The sequence below is a fragment of the Micromonospora sp. WMMA1947 genome (genome assembly GCF_027497355.1).
GTDB lineage: Bacteria > Actinomycetota > Actinomycetes > Mycobacteriales > Micromonosporaceae > Micromonospora.
Genome location: NZ_CP114909.1, coordinates 3168919 through 3193973 on the forward strand (window position 1 = coordinate 3168919; position 25055 = coordinate 3193973).

Consider the following 25055-nt stretch of genomic DNA (forward strand, 5'->3'; position numbering starts at 1 on the left):
ACGTTGCCTGGCGGCAAGCGTACCGAGCGCAGGCACGGAATGCCCGTCGAGGATCATCCGGGTCAGCCGGCCCGGGCCAGCCACCCCACCGGCCGGTCGACGATCCGGCGGACCACCGAGCCGGCTCCGCCGACCGCGGCGGACTGCGCCCCGAGCACTGCCGGGCGCACCGTCACCGGTGCCCAGGCGGCGGTGAGCACCCGCCGGGAGACCTCCGCCTCCACCGTCGGCCGCAGCCAGGGCGCGAGCCGGGCGTATCCGCCCCCGAGCACCACGGTGTCCAGATCCAGCAGGTTCACCACGCCCGCCACCGCCACCCCGAGGGCGGTGCCGGCGTCGGTCAGGGCGGTCAGCGTGGCCGGGTCGCCGGCCTCGGCCAGGTCGGCGAGCCGGGTGGCGGCGGTGTCGGCCGGCAGTTCCGCGCCGGGCAGCCCGGCGGCGGCCAGGATGGCCTCCTGACCCGCGTACCGCTCCAGGCAGCCCTGGCCGCCGCAGCGGCACGGCCGCCCCTGCGGCTGCACCGGGAAGTGACCGATCTCTCCGCTCCACCCACGCGCGCCCCGGTACAGCGCGCCGTCGAGCACGATCCCGGCGCCGATGCCGATTTCGCCGGTGACGTGCAGGAAGCTGCGCGGGCCGGCCGGGCCGGCGTACAGCTCGCCGAGCGCCGCCAGGTTGGCCTCGTTGTCGACCACCAGCGGCGGCACCCCGTCGACCGGCTCGGCCAGCGGGTGCCCGGCGAGCAGGGCCGGCACGTCCACGTCCCGCCAGCCGAGGTTCGGCGCGAGCCGGACCAGGCCGCCGTCGCCCACCAGACCCGGCACGGCGAGCGCCGCGCCGGCCAGTGTCAGCCCGTCGCGTACGGCGGCGGCGCGCGCCTCGGCGGCCAGCGCGGCGAGCCGGGCGAGCGCGTCGGCGGGGGAGACCGGGCGCAGGTCGGCGCGGCGGACCAGGTGGTGCCGGACCGCGCCGGTCAGGTCGACCACGCAGGCCGCCAGGTAGTCGACGTTCACCTCGAGGCCGAGCCCGGCCGGGCCGTCGGAGGCGAGCACCAGGCCGCGGGCGGGACGGCCCGCCCCGGTACGCGGCTCCGGCTCCGCCTCGGCGACCAGCCGCCCGGCGATCAGGTCGTCCACCACGGCGGAGACGGTGGCCCGGGTGAGGCCGGTGTCGGCGGCGATCCCGGCGCGCGAGGGCGGTCGATCGGCGGCGGCGATCCGCCGGAGCACCACCGCGAGGTTCAACTCGCGCAGGCTGCCCTGCCGGACCGCCCCGGCGGTGCTGGCGCTTGTCACCTCTTGACACTGCCACATCGCCGCCATTTAATTCAACCGCTGAACAAATCGCGGACGACACCACCACCTGGAGGTCTGCCATGGCTCCCCGCCCCACCCCCGCGGACAAGTTCTCCTTCGGCCTCTGGACGGTGGGCTGGCCGGCCCGTGACCCGTTCGGTGACGCCACCCGGCCCGAACTGGACGCCGTCGAGGCGGTGCACCGGCTCGCCGAGCTGGGCGCGTACGGCATCACCTTCCACGACGACGACCTGGTCCCGTTCGGCGCGGACGCGGCCACCCGCGACGCCCGGCTCAGCCGGTTCCGCAAGGCACTCGACGAGACCGGCCTGGTCGTGCCGATGGTCACCACCAACCTGTTCAACCACCCGGTCTTCAAGGACGGCGGCTTCACCAGCAACGACCGCGAGGTGCGCCGCTACGCGCTGCGCAAGGTGCTGCGCAACATCGACCTGGCCGCCGAGATGGGCGCGAAGACGTTCGTCATGTGGGGCGGCCGGGAGGGCGCCGAGTACGACGTCGCGAAGGACGTCCAGGCAGCGCTGGACCGCTACCGCGAAGCAGTCGACCTGCTCTGCGAGTACGTCGTCGACAACGGCTACGACCTGCGCTTCGCCCTGGAGCCCAAGCCGAACGAGCCGCGCGGCGACATCCTGCTGCCCACCGTCGGCCACGCGCTGGGCTTCATCTCCACCCTGGCCCGCCCGGAGATGGTCGGGCTCAACCCGGAGGTCGGGCACGAGCAGATGGCCGGGCTGAACTTCGCCCACGGCATCGCCCAGGCGCTCTGGCAGGGCAAGCTGTTCCACATCGACCTCAACGGCCAGCGGGGCATCAAGTACGACCAGGACCTGGTCTTCGGCCACGGCGACCTGCTCAACGCGTTCGCCCTGGTCGACCTGCTGGAGCACGGCGGCCCGAACGGCGGCCCGGCCTACGACGGCCCGCGCCACTTCGACTACAAGCCGTCCCGCACCGAGGACATGACCGGCGTGTGGGCCTCCGCCGAGGCGAACATGCGGACGTACCTGCTGCTCAAGGAGCGGGCCGCGGCGTTCCGCGCCGACCCGGAGGTGGCCGAGGCGCTCGCCGCCGCCCGGGTGGCCGAGCTGGCAAAGCCGACGCTGAACCCCGGCGAGGGCTACCGCGAGCTGCTGGCCGACCGGACCGCGTTCGAGGAGTTCGACCCGGACTCGGCCGGGGCGAAGGGCTTCGGCTTCGTCCGGCTCAACCAGCTCGCCGTCGAGCACGTGCTCGGCGCGCGCTGAGGCGGGCCGCCATGCCGCTCGTTGCGGGGGTCGACTCGTCGACCCAGTCCTGCAAGGTGGTCGTCCGGGACGCGGAGACCGGCGAACTGGTCCGGCAGGGCCGCGCGCCGCACCCGCCCGGCACCGAGGTCGACCCGTACGCCTGGTGGGAGGCCCTGCGGGCGGCGGTCGCCGAGGCCGGCGGCCTGGCCGACGTGGCCGCCGTCTCGGTCGGCGGCCAGCAGCACGGCATGGTCTGCCTGGACGCCTCCGGCGAGGTGGTCCGCCCGGCGCTGCTGTGGAACGACACCCGTTCCGCCGACGCGGCCCGGGACCTGGTCGAGGAGGCCGGCGGCGGGGAGACCGGCCGCCGGTTCTGGGCCGAGGCGACCGGCGCGGTGCCGGTGGCCAGCTTCACCGCGACGAAGCTGCGCTGGCTGGCCCGGCACGAGCCGGACAACGCCGAGCGGGTGGCAGCCGTCTGCCTGCCGCACGACTGGCTGACCTGGCGGCTCGCCGGCGCTCCCGGACTGGACGCGCTGCGCACCGACCGGGGCGACGCCAGCGGCACCGGCTACTGGTCGCCGCGCACCGGCGAGTACCGGCTGGACCTGCTGGAGCGGGCCTTCGGCCGACGCCCCGAGGTGCCTGTCGTGCTCGGCCCGGCCGAGGTGGCCGGGCACCTCGACCCGGCCGTGTTCGGCGACGGCGCGGCGGCCGGCCCGGTGCTCCTCGGGCCGGGCACCGGGGACAACGCCGCCGCGGCGCTCGGCGCCGGAGCCGGTCCGGGCGACGTGGTCGTCTCGATCGGCACCTCCGGCACCGTGTTCGCGGTGGCGGACACCCCGGCCGCCGACTCCAGCGGCGCGGTGGCCGGGTTCGCCGACGCCACCGGCCGGTTCCTGCCACTCGTGTGCACGCTCAACGCGGCCCGGGTGCTCGACGCCGCCGCGACCCTGCTTGGCGTCGACCTCGACACGCTCGGCGAGCTGGCCCTGTCCGCCCCGCCCGGCGCGGACGGGCTGGTGCTGGTGCCGTACCTGGAAGGGGAGCGGACGCCGGACCGGCCGCACGCCACCGGCGAGCTCAAGGGCTTGACGCTGCGGACGTCCACCCCGGCGCACCTGGCCCGGGCCGCCGTCGAGGGCATGCTCTGCGGGCTGGCCGACGGCCTGGACGCGCTGATCGCGCAGGGCGCCCGCGCCGACCGGATCATCCTGGTCGGCGGCGGCGCCCGGTCCGCCGCGGTACGCCGGATCGCGCCGCAGGTCTTCGGCCGTCCGGTGGTGGTGCCACCGCCGGGCGAGTACGTGGCGGACGGCGCGGCCCGGCAGGCCGCCTGGGTGGCGCTCGGTGGCGACACGCCGCCCGCCTGGTCGATCGGCGACACCGAGGAGTACACGGGCGAGGCGGTCCCCGCCATCCGCGAGCGCTACGCCCACGCCCGGGGGTAAGGAAGGGCCCCTTCTTAACGCCTCCGGTAGAGAAGGGGCCCCTTCTTAACACGCCCGCCGGTCGGGGGCGGTGTCCCGGATCGGGCCCGCACCTGATTGGCTGCCCTGCATGACGGGCACCAGGATCTCCCGGCGCGGGAACGCGGCACACCGGATCTACAGCGTCGTGGTCTTCGTGGTGCTCGCCTCGCTGGACAACGTGGCGATCGGCCTGGTGCCCCCGCTGTACGGGCCGATCTCCACCGCCCTCGACGTACCCCAGCGGATGCTCGGCCTGGTCACCGCCGTCAGCTTCCTGGTCAGCGCGGTGGCGGCGGTGGGCTGGGCGTACGTGGGGGACCGCACCAACCGCAAGCCGCTGCTCATGGTCGGCACGCTGCTCTGGGCCGCGGGCACCGGGGGCAGCGCGCTCGCCGGGGGGTACGCGACGTTCCTGATCGCGCAGTTCGTCGGCGCGGTCGGGCTCGGCGCGGTGGGTTCGGTCGGTTTCTCCGTGGTCACCGACCTGATCTCACCGCGCCGCCGGGGCCTGGTGATGAGCTTCTGGGGGCTGTCGCAGGGCGTCGGGACGCTGGCCGGGACGCTGCTCGGCGGCGTACTCGGGTCGACCGACTGGCGGCGGCCGTTCCTGCTGCTGACCGGCGTGGGCCTGGCCGCCACGGTGGCGTACCTGTTCACCTACGACATCCGGCGCGGGCAGAGCGAACCGGAGCTGGCCGGGGCGATCGACGCCGGGAACGAGTACGACTACCGGATCAGCCGCGCCGACCTGCCCCGGATCCTGGCCCGCCGGACCAACCGCTGGCTGATCCTGCAAGGGCTCACCGCCCAGGCCGCGTTCGGCTCGCTGGTCTGGTTGCCGGTGCTGTTCAGCCAGCGGGCCGAGGCGCAGGGCTACTCACCTGCGACGGCCGTGGTCGTGGGCAGCGTCTTCGCCACCCTGTTCCAGCTCGGTGGCGTCCTGTCCATCGTGGGCGGACTGGTGGGCGACGCGCTGCAACGGCGTACGCCGAGTGGCCGGGCCATGGTCGCGGCCGTCGGCATCCTCGCGGCGCTCCCGTTCTACCTGGTTCTGTTCTTCGTGCCGATCCGTATCGACGTGCCCGACGGCGCCGACTCCGGCGCGGTGGTCACGGCCGTGCTGTCCAGCGTGCTGACCGAGCCGTCGGTGGGGCTGAGCCTGCTCACCGCCGTGGTGGCGCTGGCGCTGACCTCGGCGAACTCGCCGAACTGGTTCGCCCTGATCGCCGACGTCAACCCGCCCGAGCACCGCGGCACCGTCTACAGCCTGGGCAACCTCGTGAACGGCGTCGGCCGGGCAGCGGGCAACGGGCTGGTGGGGGTGGCGTTCGCCGGGCTGCGAGCGGCCTTCCCGCCGCCGCTGAACTACGCGGTCGGGCTGGCCGCGTTCCAGCTCTTCTTCATCCCGACCGGGATCATGTACTGGCTGGCCGCGCATACGTCGCCGCGGGACATCGCGCAGGTGCACGACCTGCTGCACGCTCGCGCCGACCGCTTGGAGGAAGGAAGGGCCCCTTCTTGACGGTGCGTGTCAAGAAGGGGCCCTTCCTCTACCTGAGGCGTTAATAGGGGGCCCTTCCTTACACCCGGAACCAGACGGTGACATCCGTCGGGACCGCGGCACCGTCCAGCGGCGCGCTCGACACCAGCACCTCGGCTCCGGCCGGCAACGGCGCCGGGTCGGTGCCGAAGTTGGTCAGCACGGTGAGGTCGCCGTTGGTGAACGTGAGCACCTCGTCGCCGGAGGACAGGAACCGCAGCGGGCCTCGGGCCAGCGCGTGCTCCCGGCGCAGCCGCAGCGCGGTCCGGTACAGCTCGTACGTCGAGCCGGGCACGCCGCGCTGCCGGTCCAGTGCGTACTCGGCCCACACCGGCGGCTGGGGCAGCCAGCTCGCGTCGGTCGGCCCGAAGCCGTACGACGGGGCGTCGGCCTCCCACGGGATCGGCACCCGGCAGCCGTCCCGGCCGCGCTCGGTGTGCCCGCTGCGCGCCCAGGTCGGGTCCTGCCGGGCCTCGTCGGGCAGCGTGGTGTGCTCCGGCAGCCCCAGTTCCTCGCCCTGGTAGAGGTAGGCGGAGCCGGGCAGCGCGAGCATCAGCAGGCTGGCCGCCCGGGCCCGGCGCAGGCCCAGCGCGGCGTCCGGCTGCGGGTCGTCCACGCCGACGCCGTTGGCCCGGCCACCGCCGGTGCCCAGTCCGAGCCGGGAGGCGTGCCGGACCACGTCGTGGTTGGACAGCACCCAGGTGGTGGGCGCGCCGACGGAGTCGGTGGCCTCCAGCGAGCGGGTGATCACCGCGTACTGGGCCGGCGCGGTCCAGGCGGCCAGCAGGTACTCGAAGTTGAACGCCTGGTGCATCTCGTCGGGGCGCACGTACCGGGCCAGCCGCTCGGCCGGCTCCACCCACGCCTCGGCGACGAGAATCCGCTCCCCGGGGTACGAGTCGAGCACCCGCCGCCACTCCCGGTAGATCTCGTGCACGCCGTCCTGGTCCCACATCGGCGGGCGCGGCTTGTCCACCTCGCTGCCGGAGAGGATCTCCTGCGGCTCCTGCCAGTCGGCGAGGTCGGCCTGCTTAATCAGGCCGTGCGCCACGTCCACCCGGAAGCCGTCGACGCCGCGGTCCAGCCAGAAGCGCAGCACGTCGAGGAACTCCGCGCGCACCTCCGGGTTGTCCCAGTTGAGGTCGGGCTGGCCGGAGTCGAACAGGTGCAGGTACCACTGCCCGTCGGGCAGCCGGGTCCAGGCGGGGCCGCCGAACACGCTCACCCAGTCGTTCGGCGGCTCGGTGCCGTCCGGGCCCTTGCCGTCGCGGATGACGTAGCGCTGCCGCTCCGGGCTGCCCGGCGCGGCGGCGACGGCCGCGGTGAACCAGCGGTGCGCGGACGAGGTGTGGTTGGGCACCAGGTCGACGATCACTCGCAGCCCGCGGGCCTTCGCCTCGGCGATCAGCTTGTCGGCGTCGGCGAGCGTGCCGAACAGCGGGTCGACGTCGCGGTAGTCGGACACGTCGTACCCGGCGTCGGCCTGCGGGGACGGGTAGAACGGGGACAGCCAGAGCGCGTCGACTCCCAGCTCGGCGAGGTGGTCGAGCCGGGCCGTGATGCCCGGCAGGTCACCGATGCCGTCGCCGTCGGAGTCGGCGAACGAGCGCGGGTAGACCTGGTAGATCACCGCCTCGGTCCACCAGCCGGTGCCGGGGGTCTGCTGCGTCGCGTCGGTGTTCAGCGCCTTACTCCTGTCTGGGTGGTGCGGGACCAGCGAGTTCTTTAGTGTGCCCGGGGTGGCGCGGTCGATTCGCGCACCACCAGGCGAGTGGGCAGGATCACCGGGGGCGGCGTCGGATCGTCGGTGTCGGCGCCGCGCGGGGCGGGCACCGGGCCGGGGTACGGCGCGGCGGCCCGTACGCCCAGCGGGTCGAGCAGGATGCGGGCGGCGAGCAGCCCCTGCTCGGCGGCCGGCTGGGCGATCGTCGAGAGCCCGAGCACGCCGGCCAGGTCGTGGTCGTCGATGCCCATCACGCTCACGTCCTGCGGTACCCGCAGCCCGGCGTCGCGCAGCGCGGTGACCGCGCCCATCGCCATCTCGTCGCAGGCGGCGAAGATGGCGGTCGGCGGCTCGCCCCGGGCCAGCAGTTCGGCGGTGGCCCGGGTGCCTCCGTCGATGGTGAACCGCGACTCGACGTCGAGGCTCGGGTCGGGCCGCAGCCCGGCGGCCCGCAACTCCTCCTGGTAGCCGCGCCGCCGGTCCAGGTGGGTGGTGAAGGCCAGTTCGTCGTCCGGGTCGCCGGAGATGTGCGCGATCCGGGTGTGGCCGAGGTCGAGCAGGTGGCGGGTGGCGGTCCGGGCGGCGGCCACGTCGTCGATCCGGACGCAGGGCCACCCGGGCACCTTCGTGCCGGAGCTGATCGTCACGCCGGGCAGGTCGAGCTTGGTCAGCGCGTGCACGTCGGCCGCGCGCAGCGGCGTCGCGACCAGGATGATCGCGTCGACCCGCTTGTGCAGGCTCGCCGGGCGCAGGACCCGCCGGCGGGTCTGCTCGCGGCCGCCGAGGTTGTAGAGCAGCAGGTCGTAGCCGCTGTCCTGGAGGAACTCCTCGACCGCCTCGACCACGGTGCCGAAGAACCATCTGGTGATGCGGGGCACCACCACCGCCACCGTGCCGGTCCGGCCGCCGGCCAGCCGGCTGGCGCTGGGCGACACCGCGTACTGGAGTTGTTCGGCGGCGGCGAGCACCCGGCGGCGGGTCGCGGCCGAGACCGTCGGCAGGCCCCGCAGCGCCCGGGAGACGGTGGCCGTGGAGACTCCGGCCAGCCGGGCGACGTCGTCAATTCTGGTCATCGTGGGCTCCCCGCTGTGACCCGGGCCCGCCGCCGGCCGTGCCGGCGGCGGGACGCCGGGTCAACCCTTGACGCTGCCGGCGAGCAGACCTCGCACGAAGAAGCGCTGGAGGGACAGGAACACGATCAGCGGTACGACGATCGACACGAACGCGCCGGCCGTCAGCCGCTGCCACTCGTTGCCCCGGGTACCGGCCAGTTCCGCGAGCCGGACGGTCATCGGGGCGGTCTCGTCGCCGCCACCGGCGAAGATCAGCGCGACCAGCAGGTCGTTCCAGACCCAGAGGAACTGGAAGATGCCGAACGCGGCCAGCGCGGGCATGATCAGCGGCAGCACGATGGTGCGGAAGATCTTCGGGTGGGTGGCGCCGTCGACCCGGGCCGCCTCCATCAGGTCGCCGGGGAGCTGCGAGATGAAGTTGTGCAGCAGGAACACGGCGAACGGAAGCGCGAAGCAGGTGTGCGCGAACCACACCTGGGCGAACTTCTGCTCGTCCACCAGGTCCCATGCGGGCATGATCTGCACGCCGGCGACTGTGACACCGGTGGAGAAGAACCGCAGCAGCGGCACCAGGGCCATCTGCAGCGGCACGATCTGCAGCGCGAAGATGCCGATGTAGACCCAGTCCCGCCCCTTGAAGTTCATCCACGCCAGCGCGTACGCGGCGAGCGACGCGAACGCGAGCGGGAAGAGCACCGAGGGGATGGTGATCGCCAGCGAGTTGATGAAGTAGCTGGCCAGCTGCCCGGACGAGCCGCGGCTGAACAGCACCTCCTGGTAGTTCTCCAGCGTGATCTGCGGGTTGGTGAAGAACGTCCACCACCCGGTGGTCTTGATCTCGTTCTCCGGCCGGAGCGAGGAGATGAACAGGCCGAAGGTCGGGATCGTCCAGAGCATCGCGATGACGATCGACACGAGCGTGGCGGTACGGCTGTTCAGGCGCTTGCGCACCCGGGCGCCCCGGGTGGTCGGCTCGGTGGCCTGGGCGCCGACTCCGACGGTGGGCGTGGCGGTGGTCATCTCAGCCCTCCCGCTGCTTGCGCAGGTTGCGGATCTGGTAGATCACGATCGGGATCACCAGGACGAACAGGAACACCGCCAGCGCCGAACCCTGACCGTTCTCCTGGTAGCGGAACGCCTGGTTGTACATCTCGGTCGCGATCACGTTCGTGTCGTAGTTGCCGTTCGTGGCGGTCCGGACGATGTCGAAGACCTTGAGCGTGGCGATCGAGATCGTGACGACCACGACGATCAGCGCCGGCCGGATGCTCGGAATGGTGATCCGCCAGAACATCTGCCACGCGGTGGTGCCGTCGAGCCGGGCCGCCTCGACGATGTCGGCCGGGATGGCCTTGATCGCGGCGGAGAGCACCACCATCGCGAAACCGGCCTGGATCCACACCATGATCGCGATGAGCAGGAACGTGTTCAGCGGCGAGTCCAGCAGCCACTGCTTCGGCTCGCCGCCGAGGCTCACCACGATCTGGTTGAGCAGGCCGATCTGGTCGCCCTCGCCCCGGTAGGCGTAGACGAACTTCCAGATGATGGAGGCGCCGACGAACGAGATCGCCATCGGCAGGAAGATCAGGGACTTGGCCACCGCCTCGAACCGGGCCTTGTCCACGAGGACGGCGTAGATCAGGCCGAACGCGGTGGCCACCAGCGGCACCAGCAGCACCCAGATCAGCGTGTTGATCAGGACCCGGACGATCGAGTCCTCGGCGAACATCCAGCGGTAGTTGTCCAGGCCCACCCAGTTGTTGCTGCCGGAGTCCATGAAGGAGAGCAGCGTGGTGCGGACGGCGGGGACCACCAGCCCGACGGCGAGCAGCAGCAGCGTCGGCAGCAGGAAGAAGAACGCGAACGCGCCCTCGCGCTGCTTGGGCCGGCGGGGCAGCGGCGCGCCGCTGGCCGAGGCCGCGACCAGCTGTGCCTCCCGGCGCCGGGCGAAGTACGACGGCACCACGTCGAGGAGCAGGAGCAGCCCGCCCACCACCGCGACGAAAGCGATCAGCCCGTACATCAGCATGAGGAACTTCGGCTGTTCCGCCGCGAAGTCGAACTCCATCGACCCTCCTTCAAGGGTTCGGCTAGCAGAGGTGGCCCGGTCCGGGGGAACCGGACCGGGCCACCTGCTAGATCACTTCCAGCTGCCCTCGATGTCGTTCAGGACGGCGGTGGTGTCCTTGCCGTTGATCCAGGCCACCATGCCCTTCCAGAAGGTGCCGGCGCCGACCGCGGCCGGCATCAGGTCCGAGCCGTCGAAACGGAAGACCGTCTTCTCGTCCTGGAGGATGCCCACGGAGAGCTTGTCCACCGGGTTCGGGACGTTGTTGATGTCCAGCTTCTTGTTGGCCGACACCCAGTCGCCGATCTTGGCGCGGCTGTTGGCGTACTCCCCGGAGGCCAGGTAGGTCTGCACCGCCTGGACCTCGGGACGGTCGGCGAACGCGCCGACGAACTCGCCGCCGCCCAGCACCGGCTTGCCCTTGGCCGGGTCGATGGCCGGGAAGTAGAACGCGAAGACGTCGCCGTCCTCGGCCACCTTGGTGCCCTCAGGCCACTGGTTGGCGTAGAAGGACGCCTGGCGGTGCAGCGCGCACTTGCCGGCGGTGATCGGCGTGCCGCCCTCCTGGAACGAGGTGGTGGCGATGCTCTTCACGCCGCCGAAGCCGCCGTTGACGTACTTCTCGTTCTTCAGGATGGTGCCGGCCCGGTTGAGCGCGTCGGCCACCTGCGGGTCGTTGAACGGGATCTCGTGGGTGGTCCACTTGTCGTAGACGTCCGGGCCGCCGGTACGCAGCAGCACGTCCTCGATCCAGTCGGTGGCCGGCCAGCCGGTGGCGTCACCGGACTCGATGCCCGCGCACCACGGCTTGGTGCCGCTGGCCGCGATCTGGTCGGAGAGCTTGATCATGTCATCCCACGTGGTGGGGACGGTCCAGCCCTTCTCCTTGAAGGTCTTCGGCGAGTACCACACGAAGGACTTCACGTTCGAGCCGAGCGGGGCGCCGTAGAGCTGGCCGTTGACGGTGCTGTACTTCAGCCAGTCGGCGGAGTAGTTCTGCTCGGCCATCGCCTTGGTGTCGGCGCCGACCGGCTTGAGCTTGCCGGAGTCGACGAACCGCTTCAGCAGACCCGGCTGCGGGATGAAGGCGAGGTCGGGGGCGTTGCCGCCGTCCACCCGCACGGGCAGCTGGGCCTCGAACTCGCCGGAGCCCTCGTGGTCGATCTCGATGCCGGTGCAGTCCTCGAACTCCTTCCAGGACTGCTGGAGGCGCTCGTCCTCGATGTCACGGATCGAGGAGTAGATGGTCACCTTCTTGCCGTCGTGACCTTCGTACTTCTCGTATGCGCCGCACTCGGCCGAGCCCGCGTTGCTGCTCTTCTTGTCGTTGCCGGTGCCGCAGGCGGCGACGCCGAGCGCCAGCCCCAGGACGCCGGCGACCGCGAGCGCCTGGCGCGATCTGGCAAACGCCATGCCGATCTCCTTCCTTGCCGGCGCGTGGGGGGATCGAACCCGCGCCGGTCCGATGGTCGTGCACCCATGTAAGCGCTTGCATCGCGTCGGGTCCACCCCTGGCCGGACACGGCCCGGTAACAATCCCGAAACCCTGGCCAGCGGGGTTGGGTGCGCTCCCACGAATCTTCCCCGGAACGGAACTTTCTGTCACGATGTCCCCATCGTATTGAAGACTTTCAACATTGGAGGCAGTGGATGCGTAAGCGATGGCTCGCCCTCGGGGCGACCGCGGCTGTCCTGGCGGCGACCCTCGTCCCGGCCGCGCCGGCGATGGCCGCGCCGACGTTCAAGGTCCCGTTCCCCTGCAACCAGTCCTGGTCCGGCCAGACCCGGACCAACCACAGCCCGGCCAACGCGATCGACTTCAACCGGACCGACGACGCCGGTGACCCGGTCGTCGCCAGCGCACCCGGCACCGTCGACGTGGTCACCAACCTCGGCGACACCAGCTACGGCAAGTACGTCCGGATCAACCACGGTGGCGGCCACACCACCTACTACGCGCACCTGAGCGCCTTCAACGTCTCGGTCGGGCAGACCGTCGGCTACGGCCGGGTGATCGGGTACGTCGGCACGACCGGCGGCTCCACCGGCCCGCACCTGCACTACGAGCAGCGCATCGACGGCAGCTCCGTGAAGATCAAGTTCAACGGTGTCCAGGCGCTCTACTGGGGCACGAAGACCTACACCAGCGACAACGGCTGCGGCGGGACGAACACCGGCGAGGGCACCGTCAACACGGCCGGCTCCCCCCTGACGGTCCGCTCCGGCCCCGGCACCGGCTACAGCTCGGTCGGCACGGTTGCCGACGGGGCGAAGGTGACCATCCAGTGCCAGACCAGCGGCACCAGCGTCAGCGGCACGTACGGCACCAGCTCGATCTGGGACCGGATCGGCTCCGGCCGGTTCATCTCCGACGCCTACGTCTACACCGGCTACGACGGCTACATCCCCGGCGTACCCCGCTGCTGAACCCGGCGGCCCGCGGCTGAACGAGGCGGGCGTGGGGGCGAGCGGCCCCCGCGCCCGTACCGGTCAGGAGTTCAGCCGCCACACCGCGAAGTTCAGCGCGGACGCGAACGTCACCCAGGCCCAGTACGGCAGCATCAGCAGCGTGGCCGGCCGGGAGATCCGCCGGAACAGGGCCACCGTCACCCCGATCGCCAGCCACATCAGCACGATCTCGGCGAACGCCAGCCCGTACGCCCCGGCGCCGAAGAACAGCGGGGTCCAGATCGCGTTCAGCACGAGCTGCACCACCCAGGCCCAGAGCGCGGGGCCGAACCCGGCCCGGCGCCAGACCAGCCAGCCGGCGATCGCGATGAGCGCGTAGAGCACGGTCCAGACCGGGCCGAACAGCCACGAGGGCGGCGCCCAGGCGGGCTGCTCCAGGCTCTGGTACTCGGCGGAGGTGCCCTGCACACCCAGCCCGCCGATCGCGGCGGCGACGAAGGTGGCGGCGCCGAAGCCGAGCAGCGCCCACCACTGGCGGGCTCCGGTGGTGCGCCGGGCGACACTCTGCGACATCTCCATGGTCGAGATGTTTCCGCTCCACCGCTGCGGCAAACGCCCCGCCGGACCCGGGCGCGAGAAAAGCCGGGGTCACCCGGCCCGGACGTTCCGGTCCGGCAGGACGGAACGCCCGGGCCCGGCGACCCCGGCGGGTACGAGAACCGCTGTTACGTGTTGAAGATGCTGACGCCGCCCGGGCCGACCAGCAGGCCGACGACGATGAGGACGATGCCCCAGAGGATCTGCCGGCGGAACAGGGCGAGAATTCCGGCGACCACCAGTACGACTGCGAGAATCCAGAGAATCAGCTCCATGTCGGCTGAATACCCGGCCGCCCGATACGGGAAACCTCCCGGTCAGTCGAGCTGATCACCGCCGAGGTGGAAGACGCTGTACGCCTGCTTGATCACCGGGTGGGCCACGTTGCGGACCCGTACGCCGCCCGGCGTGGTGCCGCGCTCGGTGCCGTGGTGGGCGTGCCCGTGCAGCGCCAGTGCGGTGGGTGCGGAGTCGATCGCCTGGCCGAGCTGGTAGCTGCCGAGGAGCGGGTAGATCTCCAGCGGCTCGCCGGCGAGCGTGTCGGGCACGGGGGAGTAGTGGGTGAGCGCGACGAGGGCGTCGCACTCCAGCGAGAGCAGCGCGTCGGCGAGCGCGTCGGCGCTCTCCCGGGTGGTCCGTACGAACGCCTTCATCTCCGGCTCGCCGAAGTCGCTGGCGCACCGCCCGGCGAACCCGCCGCCGAACCCCTTTACGCCTGCCACCCCGAGCCGCCCGCCGGGGGTGTCCAGCACGGTGCCGGTGCCCTCCAGCACCGTGATCCCGGCGTCCTGGAGCACCTTCACCACCTGCGGCACCTCGTCGCACTGGTGGTCGTGGTTGCCGAGCACGGTGATCACCGGTACGCCGAGGCCGCCGAACTCCTGGGCCACGCACCGCGCCTCGGCCTCGGTGCCGTGCCGGGTCAGGTCACCGGCGAGCAGCAGCACGTCGGCGCAGCCGGGCAACTCCTCCAGCGCCGGGCGGAACCGGCCCACCACGTCCTGGTCCAGATGCACGTCACCCACGGCGGCGATCCGGATCACCATCGAACCTCCCTCACGGCAACTCCTCGACCTGGGTGGGCGCCTGCGTGCGGATCACCCCGATGTCGCTGGTCACGGGCGTGTCCGGGAAGCGCTCGGCCACCCGGCGCAGGATCTCCTCCCGCCGGTGCGGGCTCTCCACCTCGCCGTAGAGCACCAGCCCGTTCTCCCGCCGCACCACGGTGATGCCCTGCTCGGCCACCGTCGGGTCCTCGGTCAGCATGCTCTGGATCTCCGCCTCGACGTACTCGTCGGGGGGAACGTCGCCGGACAGTCCGGTCACAGGGTCTCCCTTCCGCCGGGCGCGCCGCCGGGCAGCACGTCCAGCCGGTCGAGCAGCACCAGGAACGCCTCCGCGTACGGCGAGTGCTGCGTCTCCTTCCGTACCCGTTCCCAGTCGATCTGTTCCCGCAGCGAGCGGGCCAGCGGCAGGGCCCGGGCGAAGTCGCAGTAGTGCTGCGAGAAGCTGAGCAGCTTGTGCACCATGAGTTGGCTGGCCGAGAGCACCGGCATCTGGATCGCGTCGACCGGGCGCACGATCGTGTCGGCGAACGTCTCCTCGGTCACCGGCGTCTCCACCGGCCGGTGGATCAGGTCCACCATCCGGTCCTCGTCGTAGACCTTCACCAGCCAGTCCTCCGGCGGGCGCTCGGCGGTGAAGCCGGCCTCGACCAGCGCCTCCAGCGCCCTGTCGACGTCCGCCTCGCGGAGCAGGAAGTCCACGTCGTGGTCGCTGGAGTGGCCGCCGTGGGCGTACACCGCGAAGCTGCCACCGAGCGCGAACGGGATCTCGGACTGTTTGAGCACGGCGGCGACCTTCTTCAGCGTGTGCACCAGGGTCTCGTCCCCGCGCTCGGCCATCTGCGGCTCCCTCGTCGTCATGTGGGGGGTGGGACCACGATGCGTACCCGGCGGACGCTCCGGTCACACCTGTTGCGGCGCGATCGGCCCGTCAGGGCAGGAAAGCGACACAGGGGCCGGGTGAGCGTCGGTCGGATAACCTCGGGAGGGTGGCCAGCTCACTGCGGACGCGGCGGGGCAGGGCCCGACTGCGTGCCGTCGCCCTGATCGGAATCGACGGCTCAGGCAAGACCACCCAGGCACACCGGCTCGCCCAGGCGCTCACCGCCGCCGGCCTTCCCGCGACCTACCACCGCAACGCCGGTGGCCGCCGCTGGCTCGGCCGCGTCGCGCAGCGGGTCGGCCGTCCGGACGCGCAGCGGCTCGTCGGGCGCGGCGGCCTGCTCGTCGTCGAGTCGGTGCTGCGGTGGCTGGCCATCGCGCTCGCGCTGCTCAGCTGCCTGGTGACCGGCCGGACCGCGGTGATGGACAGGTGGTCGGCCTGCCAGTACGCCAGCATCCGGGCGCACGGCGGGCAACGGTGGGAGCGGCTGGCCCGGGCCGGGTACCGGATCTTTCCGGCTCCCCGGGTGACGTTCCTGCTCACCGTCGACCCCGCCGAGGCGTACCGCCGGATCGAACGGCGCGGCACCGACCACGAGAGCATGGCGTGGCTGACCGCCGCGGCCGACGCCTACCGGGCGCTGCCGGAGTACGCCGGCTTCGTGGTGGTGGACGGCAACGGCCCGCCGGAGGAGGTGGCCCGCCGGATCCGGGCGCACCTGAGCGAGTGGCTGCCCGACGACCCGTCCACCGGTCCCGGCCCGGCGCCGGCCGGCCCGCCGCGCCCGCTCGGCGGGCGGGACGGGCCGGTGCCGGTTCAGGCCCGTCCGTAGACCGGGATGCTCGCGCCGCTCGTGGGCGCGGACTCGGGGGAGGCCAGGAAGCGGATGACCGCGGCGATCTCGGCCGGCGGCACCCAGCGTCCGTGGTCCGCGTCGGGCTGGGCGGCACGGTTGGCCGGGGTGTCGATGACGCTCGGCAGCACCGTGTTGCACCGCACGCCGCGCTGCCGGTACTCGACCGCCACCGTCTCGGCGAACGCCCGCACCGCGGCCTTGGCGGTGACGTAGCCGGAGGCGCCCGGGAACGGCGAGACCGCCGCCCGGGCGGAGACGCATACCACCGCGCCGTCGCCGGACGCCACGAGGTGCGGCAGCGCCGCCCGGGTGACCAGGTACGTCGGGCGCAGGTTGAGCCGCAGCATCCGCTCGAAGTCCTCGACCGGTGTCTCGTGCACCAGGCCGCCGGCGGCGTACCCGCCGACGAGGTTGACCACCGCGCGCAGCGGCGCGGCCGGCTCGGCGGTCGCCGCCTCGACCGCCCGCGCGGCCCCGTCGGGGGTCAGCAGGTCGGCCACGACCCGGACCGGGCCGTCGTCCGTCCCGGGCTCCCGCTGGGGTACGACCACCCGCCAGCCGGCGTCGAGGAAGGCGGCGGTGACCGCGCCGCCGAGCCCACCTGTGCCTCCGGTCACCAGCACCGTGCGTTCCGTCATGGACACACGCTAGCCAACCGCCCCGCCGACGGGCCGGTGGGCCGTCCGGCCCGCCCGGTCGAGGCCGACCAGGCAGGCCCGGCCGCGCGAAGGCGGACCGGTACGTCGGGCGGCAGGAGTGACTCGACCGGAGCGGATGAGGCGGGCGGGCTGCGACAATGGGATCCTTGGTCCGGGGCAGGCACGGAAGACGGTAAATTTCCCGATACGCGGTGTCATGGTTGACGCTCGGGCCTGCTGAAAGTAAGTTTCATCCGTGGCGAAGAGTTCGAAGATTTCTGCGAGTCACGAGCCCGGTGGACTGATCGTCCACATCAGCGGCCTGCTGCCCTCGCTGTCCCCGGCCGAACAGCGGGTGGCCCGGCTGGTCGTCTCCGATCCGGCGGATGCGGCCCGGCGCACGATCACCGACCTCGCCACCGCCGCCGAGACGTCCGAGGCGACAGTCATCCGCTTCTGCCGCTCGGTCGGCATGGACGGCTACCCGCAGTTGCGGATCCGGCTCGCCGCCGAGGCCGCCCGCCGGATCGAGCCGCCGGACGCGCGAGTGGTCGGTGGCGACATCCCGCCGGGTGCTGATCTCGCCCAGATCATCGCCACGATCGCGTTCAACGACGCCCGCGCCGTCGAGGAGACCGCCGAGCAGCTCGACCCGGCGGTCTGCGAGCAGGTGGTCGAGGCGATCGGCGCGGCCGGCCGGATCGACGTCTACGGCGCGGGCGCCAGCGGCTTCGTCGCCTCCGACTTCCAGCAGAAGCTGCACCGCATCGGCCGCATCGCGTTCTACTTCCCGGACGTGCACACCGCGCTCACCTCCGCCGCCCTGCTCGGGCGCGGCGACGTCGCGGTCGGTATCTCGCACACCGGCACCACCTCCGACGTCATCGAGGTGCTGGAGCAGGCGCGGGCGCGCGGCGCCACCACTGTGGCGCTGACCAACTTCCCGCGCTCGCCGATCACCGAGGTCGCCGACCACGTGCTCACCACCGCGGCCCGGGAGACGACGTACCGCTCCGGCGCGACGGCCAGCCGGCTGGCCCAGCTCACCGTCGTCGACTGCCTCTTCGTCGGGGTGGCCGCCCGCAGTCGGGCCCGGACCAAGAAGGCGCTCGAAGCCACCGCCGAGGCGGTCAAGTCGCGCCGGGTCGGTCCCGGTCGGAGGCGGGCATGACGGCGGGCCGGGTGGAACGCGACGGCGTGGCGGCGATCCGGCCGGTGGTGCGCGTCGGCGCGCCGACCGAACGGCGCAACCCGCACAGCGTCGACCTCGACCTGATGTCCACCCGGGACGTGCTCACCGTGATCAACGAGGCGGACCGGCGGGTGCCGGCCGCGGTCGCCGCGGTGCTGGACGAGATCGCCGAGACGGTCGACCTGGCCGTGGCCGCGCTGCGCGACGGGCACCGCGTGCACTACTTCGGGGCCGGCACCTCCGGTCGCCTCGGTGTGCTGGACGCGGCCGAGCTGGCGCCCACGTTCAACTCGCCGCGGCACTGGTTCTGCTCGCACCTGGCCGGTGGCCCGGACGCGATGTGGCGGGCCGTCGAGGACGCCGAGGACGACGAGCGCGGCGGCGCAGCCGAGGCCGGCGAGTGCGTACGCCCCGGCGACCTGGTGGTGGGCCTGGCGGCCAGCGGGCGCACCCCGTACGTCCTCGGGGCGCTCGCCGCGTCCCGGGCGCAGGGGGCCGGTACGGTGCTGCTCTGCGCGAATCCGGAGGCCGAGGCCGCCGCGTCGGTGGACGTCTTCATCGGGGTGGACACCGGGCCGGAGGTGGTCACCGGGTCGACCCGGATGAAGGCCGGCACCGCGCAGAAGCTGGTGCTCAACACGTTCTCCACGGCCGTCATGGTGCGTCTGGGCCGGGTCTACTCGAACCTGATGATCGACATGGTGGCCACCAACGCCAAACTCCGCGGCCGCATGATCTCGATTCTCGTGGAGGCCACCGGCTGCGCCGAGGAGGTGTGCCGGGTCGCCCTGCGGGAGGCCGACGGCGACCTCAAGACCGCGCTCGTCGCGCTGGTGTCCGGCGCCGAGGTGCCCGCCGCCCGGGCCGCGCTGGCCCGCTCCGCCCACCAGGTACGCGGCGCGCTCGCCCTGCTCGCCTCCTGACCGTTCCGCCCCCGCCCGTCCCGCCTCGATCCACCCGCCCGGCGCATCCGTCAGGCGGGTGCGACGCGTATCACGTGCGGGAGGGGGACGACTCCTCCCACACGGATTGTTCAACGAGGCGGAGGGTAATCCTTGAGCATGGCTGAACCGACCGGTCCGCAGGCGCGTATCTCGCAGTGACCAGGATCGCAACGACTCGGTGACGCGGCTCGCTGTGTTCATGGATCAGGCAATGGTGCCATTCCATGGGCGAACGGCGATTTCGCAGCTCCAGCGCGTGCCGAAAACGGCGCCCGCGAGCCGCCCGAACCGGGCCGGTAACAGGAAACATGGACCGGGCTCTCAGCTACTACTCAGGCATTCGTGACAGTTTCGACTCACGACATGGAATCCCCGACGCGTCACATCTGTTGTGTAGGTGTCAGCACCTACGGGCACAGCGGAGGTTACGGGGAGGGCTGATGAACGTGGGGATGGCAAGGAACCGGGCAACCGGCGCGAGCGAGGGGACCGTGGCAATCGTGGACAAGAACATCGGCATGCGTACCGACGAGGTCGCCGAGGAGCGGGACCTGGTCGGCGTCTACCTGCACGAGATCTCCCGGACGCCGCTGCTCGACGCCGCCCGGGAGGTCGACCTCTCCAAGGCGATCGAGGCGGGCCTCTACGCCGAGCACCTGCTCGACGAAGAGCGCATCCCCGACGGCGTCGACCGGGAGGACCTGGAGCGGCTGGTCGTCGAGGGTGAGCGCGCGAAGGACCTCTTCATTCGCGCCAACCTGCGGCTGGTCGTGTCGATCGCCCGGCGCTACGTGCGCTCCGGGATGCCCATGCTGGACCTGATCCAGGAGGGCAACACCGGCCTGGTCCGGGCGGTCGAGAAGTTCGACTACGAGCGGGGCTTCAAGTTCTCCACCTACGCGACCTGGTGGATCCGCCAGGCCATCAGCCGGGCGATCGCCCAGCAGGAGCGGACCGTACGGCTGCCCGTGCACCTGGTCGAGGACGTCAACCGGATGCGCAACGTGGCCCGGCAGCTCACCCGTGAGCTGGGCAGCGACCCGGAGCCGGAGCAGATCGCGACCGCGCTCGGCGTGACCGTCGAGCGGGTGAACGAGCTGGTCCGCTGGTCGCAGGACACCGTCTCGCTGGACACCCCGGTGGGTGACGACGGCGACACCAACCTCGGTGACCTGGTCGCCGACAGCGACGCGCCGTCGCCGGAGGAGATCGTCCTCACCGGCCTGGAGCGGCAGCGGATCGAGGGTCTGCTCAACCACCTCGACGACCGTTCCGCGGGCATCATGCGGGCCCGGTACGGCCTGGAGGACGGCCGCGAGCACTCGCTGACCGAGGTCGCGTCGCGGTTCTCGCTCTCCCGGGAGCGGATCCGCCAGCTGGAGATCCAGGCCCTCGGCCGGCTGCGTGAGCTGGCTCGCGCGGAAGGGCTCCAGGCGGCCTGACCTGGTAACAATTGACGGCGAACGGCCGGCGTCCGACAGGGGGACGCCGGCCGTTCGCCGTTCTCGTGGTGCTCAGACCCGGCCGTAGCCGGCGATCGTCATGATGTTCATGCCACGCTTGCTGACGTTGCGTCCGGCGCTGGGCGCGTCGATGATCTGGCCGTTGCCGACGTAGAGCGCCACGTGCCCGAGCCCGGAGTAGAAGACCAGGTCACCCGGTCGCAGCTCGCTGCGGCTGATCCGGGTGGTGGCGCTCCACTGCCGGGCCGCGCTGTGCGGCAGCGACTTGCCGACCGTCCGCCACGCCGCGAGCGTCAGGCCGGAGCAGTCGTAACTGCCGGGGCCGTCCTGGCCGTAGCCGTAGGGCTTGCCGACGGCGCCGTAGGCGAACCGCACCACGGTGCCGGCGTCACCGGAGACGGCCGGCGGCTTGCCCGCCGAGCTGGGGTTGCCGGGCGCCTCGTTGGCCCGCCCGTACGCCTTGCGCCGCATCTCGTAGAGGTCGGACAGGTCCGCCTCGATCCGCGTCTTCGCGGACTTGAGCTGCTTGGCCTGCGCCGCCTCCCGGGCGAGCGTGGCGTCCAGCCGGGTCTTCTGGTCGATCAGCCGCTGTTGGTCTTCGGTGAAGCTGTTGATGGTGCGCTGACGCTGGCGGGTGAGCTGGTCGAGCGTGCCCAGCCGCTCCGGCAGCGTGGCCTGGCCGCCCGGGTCCAGCAGGGCCGCCGCGGTGCGCATGCCACCGGTCTTGTACGCCGTCGCGGCCAGCACGCCCACATCGGCGCGGCTGCGTTCGGCCTGCTCCTGCAACGGCCCGATCCGGGCCTCCAACTTGGCCGCGGTGGCCTTGTTGGCCTTGATGTCCTCGTTGAGCTTGTTGTAGGACTCGACGATTCGCTCCAGCTCAGTCGAGGACTTCTCGATCTGCTTCGTCAGCTCGGCGGGTGTGGGCTCGGCCCGGGCCACCTGCGCCGGGGCGAGCAGCGCGGCCGAGAGGCCGGCCACCGCCAGCGAGCGGAGCAGCATCCGTAAGGACGACAAGAGCGGAAAGCTCCTCTCCCACCGGTCGCCGGGCGCATCGGCGACCCGGCGACACCGGCCCGGGGCCGTCCGGGTGGACGGCTGTCGACCGGGCCGACCTGGACAACCTAACCCGTGATCGCTGTAGCCGGGAGTTCAAGCAGGGGCGAAAGTTGGCAAAGTGGCGGAAAGTAATGAGGGGGAACCGGTGGGTGGATGAGGCGACTCGCCCGATTCGTCGTTCTGGGCGGATGTCGCCAGGCGGCGCCGGGCAAAGTCACGACAAAGACGGAAATCGTTCTCTGTTTCCGGCGGGCAGGGCCGGGCCGGTCAACCCTGCGACAGCCGAAACCCCGAGGTCAGGTGGCGCGACGCCAACACAATGAAGCCCGGACGGGAAATCCCACCACGGGATCCCTGGTCCCGGGAGGCCGCCGTGCAGACCGACCGCTCCGCCGCCCAGCCGCCCCGCTCGCCGCGACCGGCCGCACCCAGGCTGCTCTACGCCCGGCCCGGGATCGTCGTCACCGCCGAGCGCTTCACCGTCGGCCGCAACACCTGGCCGGTGGCCGAGATCACCCAGCTCCGGACCGACCGCGGGCCGCACGACCGGCTCGCGATCCGGGCGGTCGCCGTGTCCGCCGCGATGATCGCCGCCGTCGGCCTGCTGCTCGGCTTCACCGGCGGCCTGCACCGGCTCACCGCCGGGGCGTACCTCCTACTCGGCGCGGTCGGGCTGGTGCCGATGCTGCTCGTGCTGGTCGGCGACCGCGTGCGGCCCCCGATGTACGAGCTGTGGGGCCGGGTGCGGGGCACCGAGGTGCTGCTGTTCAGCAGCGACGACGAGCGGCAGTTCGGTCAGGTCGCCCGCGCGCTGGGCCGGGCCCGGGAGGCGGCGCGGCTGGGCGGCTGGGCCGACCCGCCGGCGGCCGAGCCGTGGCGGCCGGCCCGGTGAACGGCGGTCAGCCCGCGACCGGCTCCGGGGTACGCGGCCGCTGCTCGGCGGCCACCCACCGGCTCACCCGCCGCTCGGCGTAGAACGAGACGAACGGCACGGTGCCGGCGAGCATCACCAGCAGCATCCGCTTCAGCGGCCAGTTCGTCCGGCGGGACAGGTCGAACGCGAGCGCCAGATAGACCATGTACAGCCAGCCGTGCGCCACGCCGACCACGCCGACCACGCTCGGGTTGTCGAAGCCGTACTTCAGCGGCATGCCGATCAGGACCAGCACCACGAGCGCCACGCCCACGATCCAGGCGATCACGCGGTACCGGGTAAGGGCTCCGCCCACCGTCGTCCGTCCTTCCGCACCGGCCTCAGCCGGGATAGTCGCCGGGCCGGGCGCCCGGATTGGCGTTCAACCAGGATAGGTAGCGGTTGTAGGCGGCCAGCTCGGCGTCGTCCGCCCCGTCGGCCGGGGCGGCCGGCACCCGTACGACGCGCACCGGCCGGCGTACCGCCGGGGTGGTGGCGACCGGCTCGTCGTCGGCAGCCGCCGACGGCGCCGGATCGGCCGCCGGCTGCGCGTCGCCCGGCGGTGTCGCGCGCAGCGTCTGGCGGACCTCACGCCACCAGACGAAGATCACGAAACCGGCGAACACCGGCCACTCGATCGCGTAACCGAAGCTGATCGCGTTTCCCCCGGCGGCGCGGGTGACCTGCCACCAGCCCATCCCGAGGCAACCCGCCACCAGCACGACCATGGCCACGTGGCGGACGATCCACGCCGGTGTCCAGAGCCGTTCCATGCCCACGAGAGTACCGGGACTCCCGGGCGTCTCCGACACGGCGTCGTAGTCCGGGCGGTGGTTTGGTGACACGCCCGGTGGGCATCCGAACAGGTGCCAACCCGAACGAGACGAGGGGGCGACGATGACCGAATCGGTACGCCGGGACGCGAGCCCGGAACAGCGGGTCGCGGAGTGGGACGGCGATCACGCCCGCACCGTCGACGGCGAGCAGCTCGGGGTGGACCCGGTGGAGCTGGGCGACGAGGACCTGGTCCGGGAGATGCAGAGCCTGCACCGCACCCGGCTGGACACGCTGCGCCACGCCACCGACTCGGCGCTCGCCAACCACCTGCGGCGCACCGCCGAACTGGAGACGGAGTACCTGGCCCGGCACCCCGGCCGGGAGGTCGACCCGAGCCGGCTGCGGGACGCCTGATGGCCAGCCACGCCGAGCGCGGCATGTCCGCGCCGCCGGAGGTGGTGTTCAACACCGCCACTGATCCGGACCGCTCCTCGGCCTGGCTGCCCGAGCGGCTGCGCAACTCCGGCACCTGCCGGGTCGAGGTCGTCGACGCCGACGACATGCGGGCCCGATGGAGCGCCGCGGACTGGTCCGCCGAGATCGACGTGGAACCGGCCGACGCGGGCGGCGCCCGGGTGCGGCTGGACCTGGCCGGGCCGGACCACGACCTGGCCGACGAGATCCTGGCCAATCTCGACCGCGAGGTGGCCGACAACCTGACCGCCGGATGAGCCCGGCCCGCACGACGAGCACGAGGAGGCCGGGTTGACCGGGAGTGGCCTGAAGCAGAAGGTGGCGCGCCTGCGCCAGGCGTACGCGCCGCACGAGCACCGGCCGCTGGAGGGCTACCTGAAGGCGATGGGCACGTACGCCGGTGTGACCGCCGGGCTCGTCGGCCTGGTCCGGGCGACCGGGCGGCCGGTGCCCGAGCGGCCCACGCCGGCGGACGTGGTGCTGCTCTCGATCGCCACGCACAAGCTCAGCCGGCTGCTGTCCAAGGACGCGATCACCAGCCCGCTGCGGGCGCCGTTCACCCGCTACGACCACCCGATCGGCAGCGGCGAGGTGATGGAACAGGTCCGCGACGAGGGCAGCCCGACCCGGCACGCGCTCGGCGAACTGGTCAGCTGCCCCTTCTGCCTGGCGGTCTGGGTGGCCACCGGGCTCACCGGCGGCCTGGTGCTGGCGCCCCGGCTGACCCGCCTGGTCGCCACCGCGCTGACCGCGGTGGCCGCCTCCGACTTCCTCCAGATGGGGTACGCGGTCGCCCAGCAGGCGGCCGAGGGTGGTCGCCACGAGGCGTGAGACGCGGACACGAAGGGGGCCGGCGCGCGGGCGCCGGCCCCCTTTCGCGTGTCTCCCACCGTCAGGTGGGGGTGGTGCCGTGGTCCTCGCCGGCCCAGCCGCGCGACGCCTCCGGCTCCCGCTCGTCCTCGTCCTCCCCGGTGATGACCTCCCGGTCCACGGCGGTCCGGTCGTGCTCGTTGGCGAAGTCCGGCTCCGGCAGCGTGTCGACGCCCTCCGGTGGCTGGCCGAGCGCCTCCAGGTGCTCGTGCTCGCGGTCGTGGTGGGTCATCTCGCGTCCTCTCGGTTCCGGGGGCTCAGGCGACCGTGCCGCCCAGCAGATCGGCCGCCTCGTCCGCCGCGTACTCGCCCTCAGGGAGCGCGGCGATCCGGGTGAGCAGCTCCGCGGGGAGTTCGGCGGCCACCGCCCGGCGGTAGATGTCCGCCTGGGTGATCCGCTCCTGGCCGTGGTAGATGTCGTCGAGCAGGTCGTCGAGCGGCCTGGTGTCGGGCTGCTCGGTCACGGGCGCGTCATCGGTCACGCCGACCACCTAC

At 72.4% G+C, this 25055-nt stretch carries 28 protein-coding genes and 1 pseudogene; 12 read left to right on the forward strand and 17 right to left on the reverse strand.

Features of this window, described 5'->3' with window-relative positions:
* Positions 1-62: 62 nt before the first annotated feature.
* Positions 63-1322 carry an ROK family protein gene (locus tag O7604_RS15140; protein ID WP_281576932.1) on the reverse strand — a complete coding sequence of 420 codons (1260 nt, stop codon included), beginning with the start codon at positions 1320-1322 and terminating at the stop codon, positions 63-65.
* 53 nt (positions 1323-1375) lie between these two features.
* On the opposite strand from O7604_RS15140, the gene xylA reads away from it, so the two are divergent.
* The 3 genes from xylA to O7604_RS15155 all read left to right on the forward strand — a co-directional run bounded on the left by xylA (position 1376) and on the right by O7604_RS15155 (position 5539).
* Entirely contained in the window at positions 1376-2563 is a 1188-nt protein-coding gene (gene xylA, locus O7604_RS15145; protein WP_281576933.1) for a xylose isomerase, read from the forward strand.
* 11 nt (positions 2564-2574) lie between these two features.
* Positions 2575-3996, forward strand: coding sequence for a xylulokinase (gene xylB, locus O7604_RS15150; protein WP_281576934.1), 1422 nt, complete (start codon positions 2575-2577; stop codon positions 3994-3996).
* A gap of 109 nt (positions 3997-4105) precedes the next feature.
* Complete coding sequence (locus O7604_RS15155; RefSeq protein WP_281576935.1) at positions 4106-5539, forward strand: MFS transporter; 1434 nt, start codon at positions 4106-4108, stop codon at positions 5537-5539.
* Between the two features lie 58 nt (positions 5540-5597).
* On the opposite strand, the gene O7604_RS15160 is transcribed toward O7604_RS15155, so the two are convergent.
* From O7604_RS15160 to O7604_RS15180, 5 genes are all read right to left on the reverse strand, one after another.
* On the reverse strand, positions 5598-7241 hold the full coding sequence (locus O7604_RS15160) for an alpha-amylase family glycosyl hydrolase (protein WP_269707013.1): 1644 nt from the start codon (positions 7239-7241) through the stop codon (positions 5598-5600).
* A 41-nt stretch (positions 7242-7282) separates the two neighbouring features.
* Positions 7283-8353 carry a LacI family DNA-binding transcriptional regulator gene (locus O7604_RS15165; protein ID WP_269704435.1) on the reverse strand — a complete coding sequence of 357 codons (1071 nt, stop codon included), beginning with the start codon at positions 8351-8353 and terminating at the stop codon, positions 7283-7285.
* A gap of 60 nt (positions 8354-8413) precedes the next feature.
* Entirely contained in the window at positions 8414-9373 is a 960-nt protein-coding gene (locus tag O7604_RS15170) for a carbohydrate ABC transporter permease (RefSeq protein ID WP_269704436.1), read from the reverse strand.
* A 1-nt stretch (position 9374) separates the two neighbouring features.
* Positions 9375-10421, reverse strand: coding sequence for a sugar ABC transporter permease (locus O7604_RS15175; RefSeq protein ID WP_269704437.1), 1047 nt, complete (start codon positions 10419-10421; stop codon positions 9375-9377).
* A 72-nt stretch (positions 10422-10493) separates the two neighbouring features.
* Complete coding sequence (locus O7604_RS15180; protein WP_281576936.1) at positions 10494-11834, reverse strand: ABC transporter substrate-binding protein; 1341 nt, start codon at positions 11832-11834, stop codon at positions 10494-10496.
* A 237-nt stretch (positions 11835-12071) separates the two neighbouring features.
* Between O7604_RS15180 and O7604_RS15185 the strand changes: the two genes are divergently transcribed.
* Positions 12072-12848: a M23 family metallopeptidase gene (locus O7604_RS15185; protein ID WP_174533812.1), complete on the forward strand. Its 777-nt coding sequence runs from the start codon at positions 12072-12074 to the stop codon at positions 12846-12848.
* A gap of 63 nt (positions 12849-12911) precedes the next feature.
* On the opposite strand, the gene O7604_RS15190 is transcribed toward O7604_RS15185, so the two are convergent.
* The 5 genes and pseudogenes from O7604_RS15190 to O7604_RS15210 all read right to left on the reverse strand — a co-directional run bounded on the left by O7604_RS15190 (position 12912) and on the right by O7604_RS15210 (position 15331).
* The gene (locus O7604_RS15190) at positions 12912-13409 is read right to left on the reverse strand and encodes a TspO/MBR family protein (RefSeq protein WP_269704439.1); all 498 of its coding nucleotides are present in this window, start codon (positions 13407-13409) and stop codon (positions 12912-12914) included.
* 146 nt (positions 13410-13555) lie between these two features.
* Entirely contained in the window at positions 13556-13702 is a 147-nt protein-coding gene (locus O7604_RS15195; RefSeq protein WP_013288160.1) for a GPGG-motif small membrane protein, read from the reverse strand.
* Positions 13693-14473: pseudogene (locus O7604_RS15200) on the reverse strand (metallophosphoesterase). Before O7604_RS15200 ends, O7604_RS15195 begins: the two are co-directional and overlap by 10 nt.
* Positions 14474-14483: 10 nt before the next feature.
* Positions 14484-14693: a hypothetical protein gene (locus tag O7604_RS15205; RefSeq protein ID WP_269707014.1), complete on the reverse strand. Its 210-nt coding sequence runs from the start codon at positions 14691-14693 to the stop codon at positions 14484-14486.
* A 56-nt stretch (positions 14694-14749) separates the two neighbouring features.
* Complete coding sequence (locus O7604_RS15210; RefSeq protein WP_269704440.1) at positions 14750-15331, reverse strand: nucleotidyltransferase; 582 nt, start codon at positions 15329-15331, stop codon at positions 14750-14752.
* A 149-nt stretch (positions 15332-15480) separates the two neighbouring features.
* Here O7604_RS15210 and O7604_RS15215 point away from each other — a divergent pair, with 149 nt between their 5' ends.
* Entirely contained in the window at positions 15481-16206 is a 726-nt protein-coding gene (locus tag O7604_RS15215; RefSeq protein ID WP_281576937.1) for a dTMP kinase, read from the forward strand.
* On the opposite strand, the gene O7604_RS15220 is transcribed toward O7604_RS15215, so the two are convergent.
* Positions 16191-16868 (reverse strand): SDR family NAD(P)-dependent oxidoreductase, encoded by a 678-nt coding sequence (locus tag O7604_RS15220; protein ID WP_269704442.1) that lies wholly within the window; start codon positions 16866-16868, stop codon positions 16191-16193. The two genes, O7604_RS15215 and O7604_RS15220, sit on opposite strands and share 16 nt — an antisense overlap.
* A gap of 256 nt (positions 16869-17124) precedes the next feature.
* On the opposite strand from O7604_RS15220, the gene O7604_RS15225 reads away from it, so the two are divergent.
* The 3 genes from O7604_RS15225 to O7604_RS15235 all read left to right on the forward strand — a co-directional run bounded on the left by O7604_RS15225 (position 17125) and on the right by O7604_RS15235 (position 20446).
* On the forward strand, positions 17125-18039 hold the full coding sequence (locus O7604_RS15225; RefSeq protein ID WP_281576938.1) for a MurR/RpiR family transcriptional regulator: 915 nt from the start codon (positions 17125-17127) through the stop codon (positions 18037-18039).
* A complete protein-coding gene (locus tag O7604_RS15230) occupies positions 18036-18983 on the forward strand; it encodes an N-acetylmuramic acid 6-phosphate etherase (protein WP_269704444.1) in 948 nt (315 codons plus the stop codon). The genes O7604_RS15225 and O7604_RS15230 overlap by 4 nt, the downstream gene beginning before the upstream one ends.
* Before the next feature lie 473 nt (positions 18984-19456).
* A complete protein-coding gene (locus O7604_RS15235; RefSeq protein ID WP_030502256.1) occupies positions 19457-20446 on the forward strand; it encodes a sigma-70 family RNA polymerase sigma factor in 990 nt (329 codons plus the stop codon).
* A gap of 72 nt (positions 20447-20518) precedes the next feature.
* On the opposite strand, the gene O7604_RS15240 is transcribed toward O7604_RS15235, so the two are convergent.
* The gene (locus O7604_RS15240) at positions 20519-21484 is read right to left on the reverse strand and encodes a C40 family peptidase (protein WP_281576939.1); all 966 of its coding nucleotides are present in this window, start codon (positions 21482-21484) and stop codon (positions 20519-20521) included.
* A gap of 415 nt (positions 21485-21899) precedes the next feature.
* On the opposite strand from O7604_RS15240, the gene O7604_RS15245 reads away from it, so the two are divergent.
* Positions 21900-22418: a DUF6232 family protein gene (locus tag O7604_RS15245; protein WP_269704446.1), complete on the forward strand. Its 519-nt coding sequence runs from the start codon at positions 21900-21902 to the stop codon at positions 22416-22418.
* A gap of 7 nt (positions 22419-22425) precedes the next feature.
* Here O7604_RS15245 and O7604_RS15250 read toward each other — a convergent pair whose 3' ends face one another.
* Together O7604_RS15250 and O7604_RS15255 are read right to left on the reverse strand one after the other, a co-directional pair.
* On the reverse strand, positions 22426-22755 hold the full coding sequence (locus O7604_RS15250) for a DUF3817 domain-containing protein (RefSeq protein WP_281576940.1): 330 nt from the start codon (positions 22753-22755) through the stop codon (positions 22426-22428).
* A 25-nt stretch (positions 22756-22780) separates the two neighbouring features.
* The gene (locus O7604_RS15255) at positions 22781-23212 is read right to left on the reverse strand and encodes a hypothetical protein (RefSeq protein WP_269704448.1); all 432 of its coding nucleotides are present in this window, start codon (positions 23210-23212) and stop codon (positions 22781-22783) included.
* Between the two features lie 124 nt (positions 23213-23336).
* Between O7604_RS15255 and O7604_RS15260 the strand changes: the two genes are divergently transcribed.
* Genes O7604_RS15260 through O7604_RS15270 form a run of 3 tightly spaced genes read left to right on the forward strand, consistent with a single transcriptional unit; the run spans position 23337 to position 24521 of the window.
* Complete coding sequence (locus O7604_RS15260; RefSeq protein WP_030502251.1) at positions 23337-23630, forward strand: DUF6158 family protein; 294 nt, start codon at positions 23337-23339, stop codon at positions 23628-23630.
* Entirely contained in the window at positions 23630-23947 is a 318-nt protein-coding gene (locus O7604_RS15265) for a hypothetical protein (RefSeq protein WP_210898471.1), read from the forward strand. The genes O7604_RS15260 and O7604_RS15265 overlap by 1 nt, the downstream gene beginning before the upstream one ends.
* A gap of 34 nt (positions 23948-23981) precedes the next feature.
* On the forward strand, positions 23982-24521 hold the full coding sequence (locus tag O7604_RS15270; RefSeq protein WP_269704451.1) for a DUF1360 domain-containing protein: 540 nt from the start codon (positions 23982-23984) through the stop codon (positions 24519-24521).
* A gap of 61 nt (positions 24522-24582) precedes the next feature.
* On the opposite strand, the gene O7604_RS15275 is transcribed toward O7604_RS15270, so the two are convergent.
* Both O7604_RS15275 and O7604_RS15280 read right to left on the reverse strand, forming a co-directional pair.
* Positions 24583-24792, reverse strand: coding sequence for a hypothetical protein (locus O7604_RS15275; RefSeq protein ID WP_269704452.1), 210 nt, complete (start codon positions 24790-24792; stop codon positions 24583-24585).
* 25 nt (positions 24793-24817) lie between these two features.
* A complete protein-coding gene (locus tag O7604_RS15280; RefSeq protein ID WP_269704453.1) occupies positions 24818-25042 on the reverse strand; it encodes a hypothetical protein in 225 nt (74 codons plus the stop codon).
* Between the last annotated feature and the right edge of the window lie 13 nt (positions 25043-25055).

Bases quoted from the DNA above. Each gene is read 5' to 3' on its own strand.
- O7604_RS15230 (WP_269704444.1), top strand. From the start codon at position 18,036: ATGACGGCGGGCCGGGTGGAACGCGACGGCGTGGCGGCGATCCGGCCG.
- O7604_RS15170 (WP_269704436.1), bottom strand. From the start codon at position 9,373: ATGACCACCGCCACGCCCACCGTCGGAGTCGGCGCCCAGGCCACCGAG.
- O7604_RS15205 (WP_269707014.1), bottom strand. From the start codon at position 14,693: ATGCTGACCGAGGACCCGACGGTGGCCGAGCAGGGCATCACCGTGGTG.
- O7604_RS15195 (WP_013288160.1), bottom strand. From the start codon at position 13,702: ATGGAGCTGATTCTCTGGATTCTCGCAGTCGTACTGGTGGTCGCCGGA.
- O7604_RS15175 (WP_269704437.1), bottom strand. From the start codon at position 10,421: ATGGAGTTCGACTTCGCGGCGGAACAGCCGAAGTTCCTCATGCTGATG.
- O7604_RS15190 (WP_269704439.1), bottom strand. From the start codon at position 13,409: ATGGAGATGTCGCAGAGTGTCGCCCGGCGCACCACCGGAGCCCGCCAG.
- O7604_RS15275 (WP_269704452.1), bottom strand. From the start codon at position 24,792: ATGACCCACCACGACCGCGAGCACGAGCACCTGGAGGCGCTCGGCCAG.
- O7604_RS15210 (WP_269704440.1), bottom strand. From the start codon at position 15,331: ATGGCCGAGCGCGGGGACGAGACCCTGGTGCACACGCTGAAGAAGGTC.
- O7604_RS15265 (WP_210898471.1), top strand. From the start codon at position 23,630: ATGGCCAGCCACGCCGAGCGCGGCATGTCCGCGCCGCCGGAGGTGGTG.
- xylA (WP_281576933.1), top strand. From the start codon at position 1,376: ATGGCTCCCCGCCCCACCCCCGCGGACAAGTTCTCCTTCGGCCTCTGG.
- O7604_RS15140 (WP_281576932.1), bottom strand. From the start codon at position 1,322: ATGGCGGCGATGTGGCAGTGTCAAGAGGTGACAAGCGCCAGCACCGCC.
- O7604_RS15180 (WP_281576936.1), bottom strand. From the start codon at position 11,834: ATGGCGTTTGCCAGATCGCGCCAGGCGCTCGCGGTCGCCGGCGTCCTG.
- O7604_RS15260 (WP_030502251.1), top strand. From the start codon at position 23,337: ATGACCGAATCGGTACGCCGGGACGCGAGCCCGGAACAGCGGGTCGCG.
- O7604_RS15255 (WP_269704448.1), bottom strand. From the start codon at position 23,212: ATGGAACGGCTCTGGACACCGGCGTGGATCGTCCGCCACGTGGCCATG.
- O7604_RS15185 (WP_174533812.1), top strand. From the start codon at position 12,072: ATGCGTAAGCGATGGCTCGCCCTCGGGGCGACCGCGGCTGTCCTGGCG.
- O7604_RS15155 (WP_281576935.1), top strand. From the start codon at position 4,106: ATGACGGGCACCAGGATCTCCCGGCGCGGGAACGCGGCACACCGGATC.
- O7604_RS15235 (WP_030502256.1), top strand. From the start codon at position 19,457: ATGGCAAGGAACCGGGCAACCGGCGCGAGCGAGGGGACCGTGGCAATC.
- xylB (WP_281576934.1), top strand. From the start codon at position 2,575: ATGCCGCTCGTTGCGGGGGTCGACTCGTCGACCCAGTCCTGCAAGGTG.
- O7604_RS15220 (WP_269704442.1), bottom strand. From the start codon at position 16,868: ATGACGGAACGCACGGTGCTGGTGACCGGAGGCACAGGTGGGCTCGGC.
- O7604_RS15165 (WP_269704435.1), bottom strand. From the start codon at position 8,353: ATGACCAGAATTGACGACGTCGCCCGGCTGGCCGGAGTCTCCACGGCC.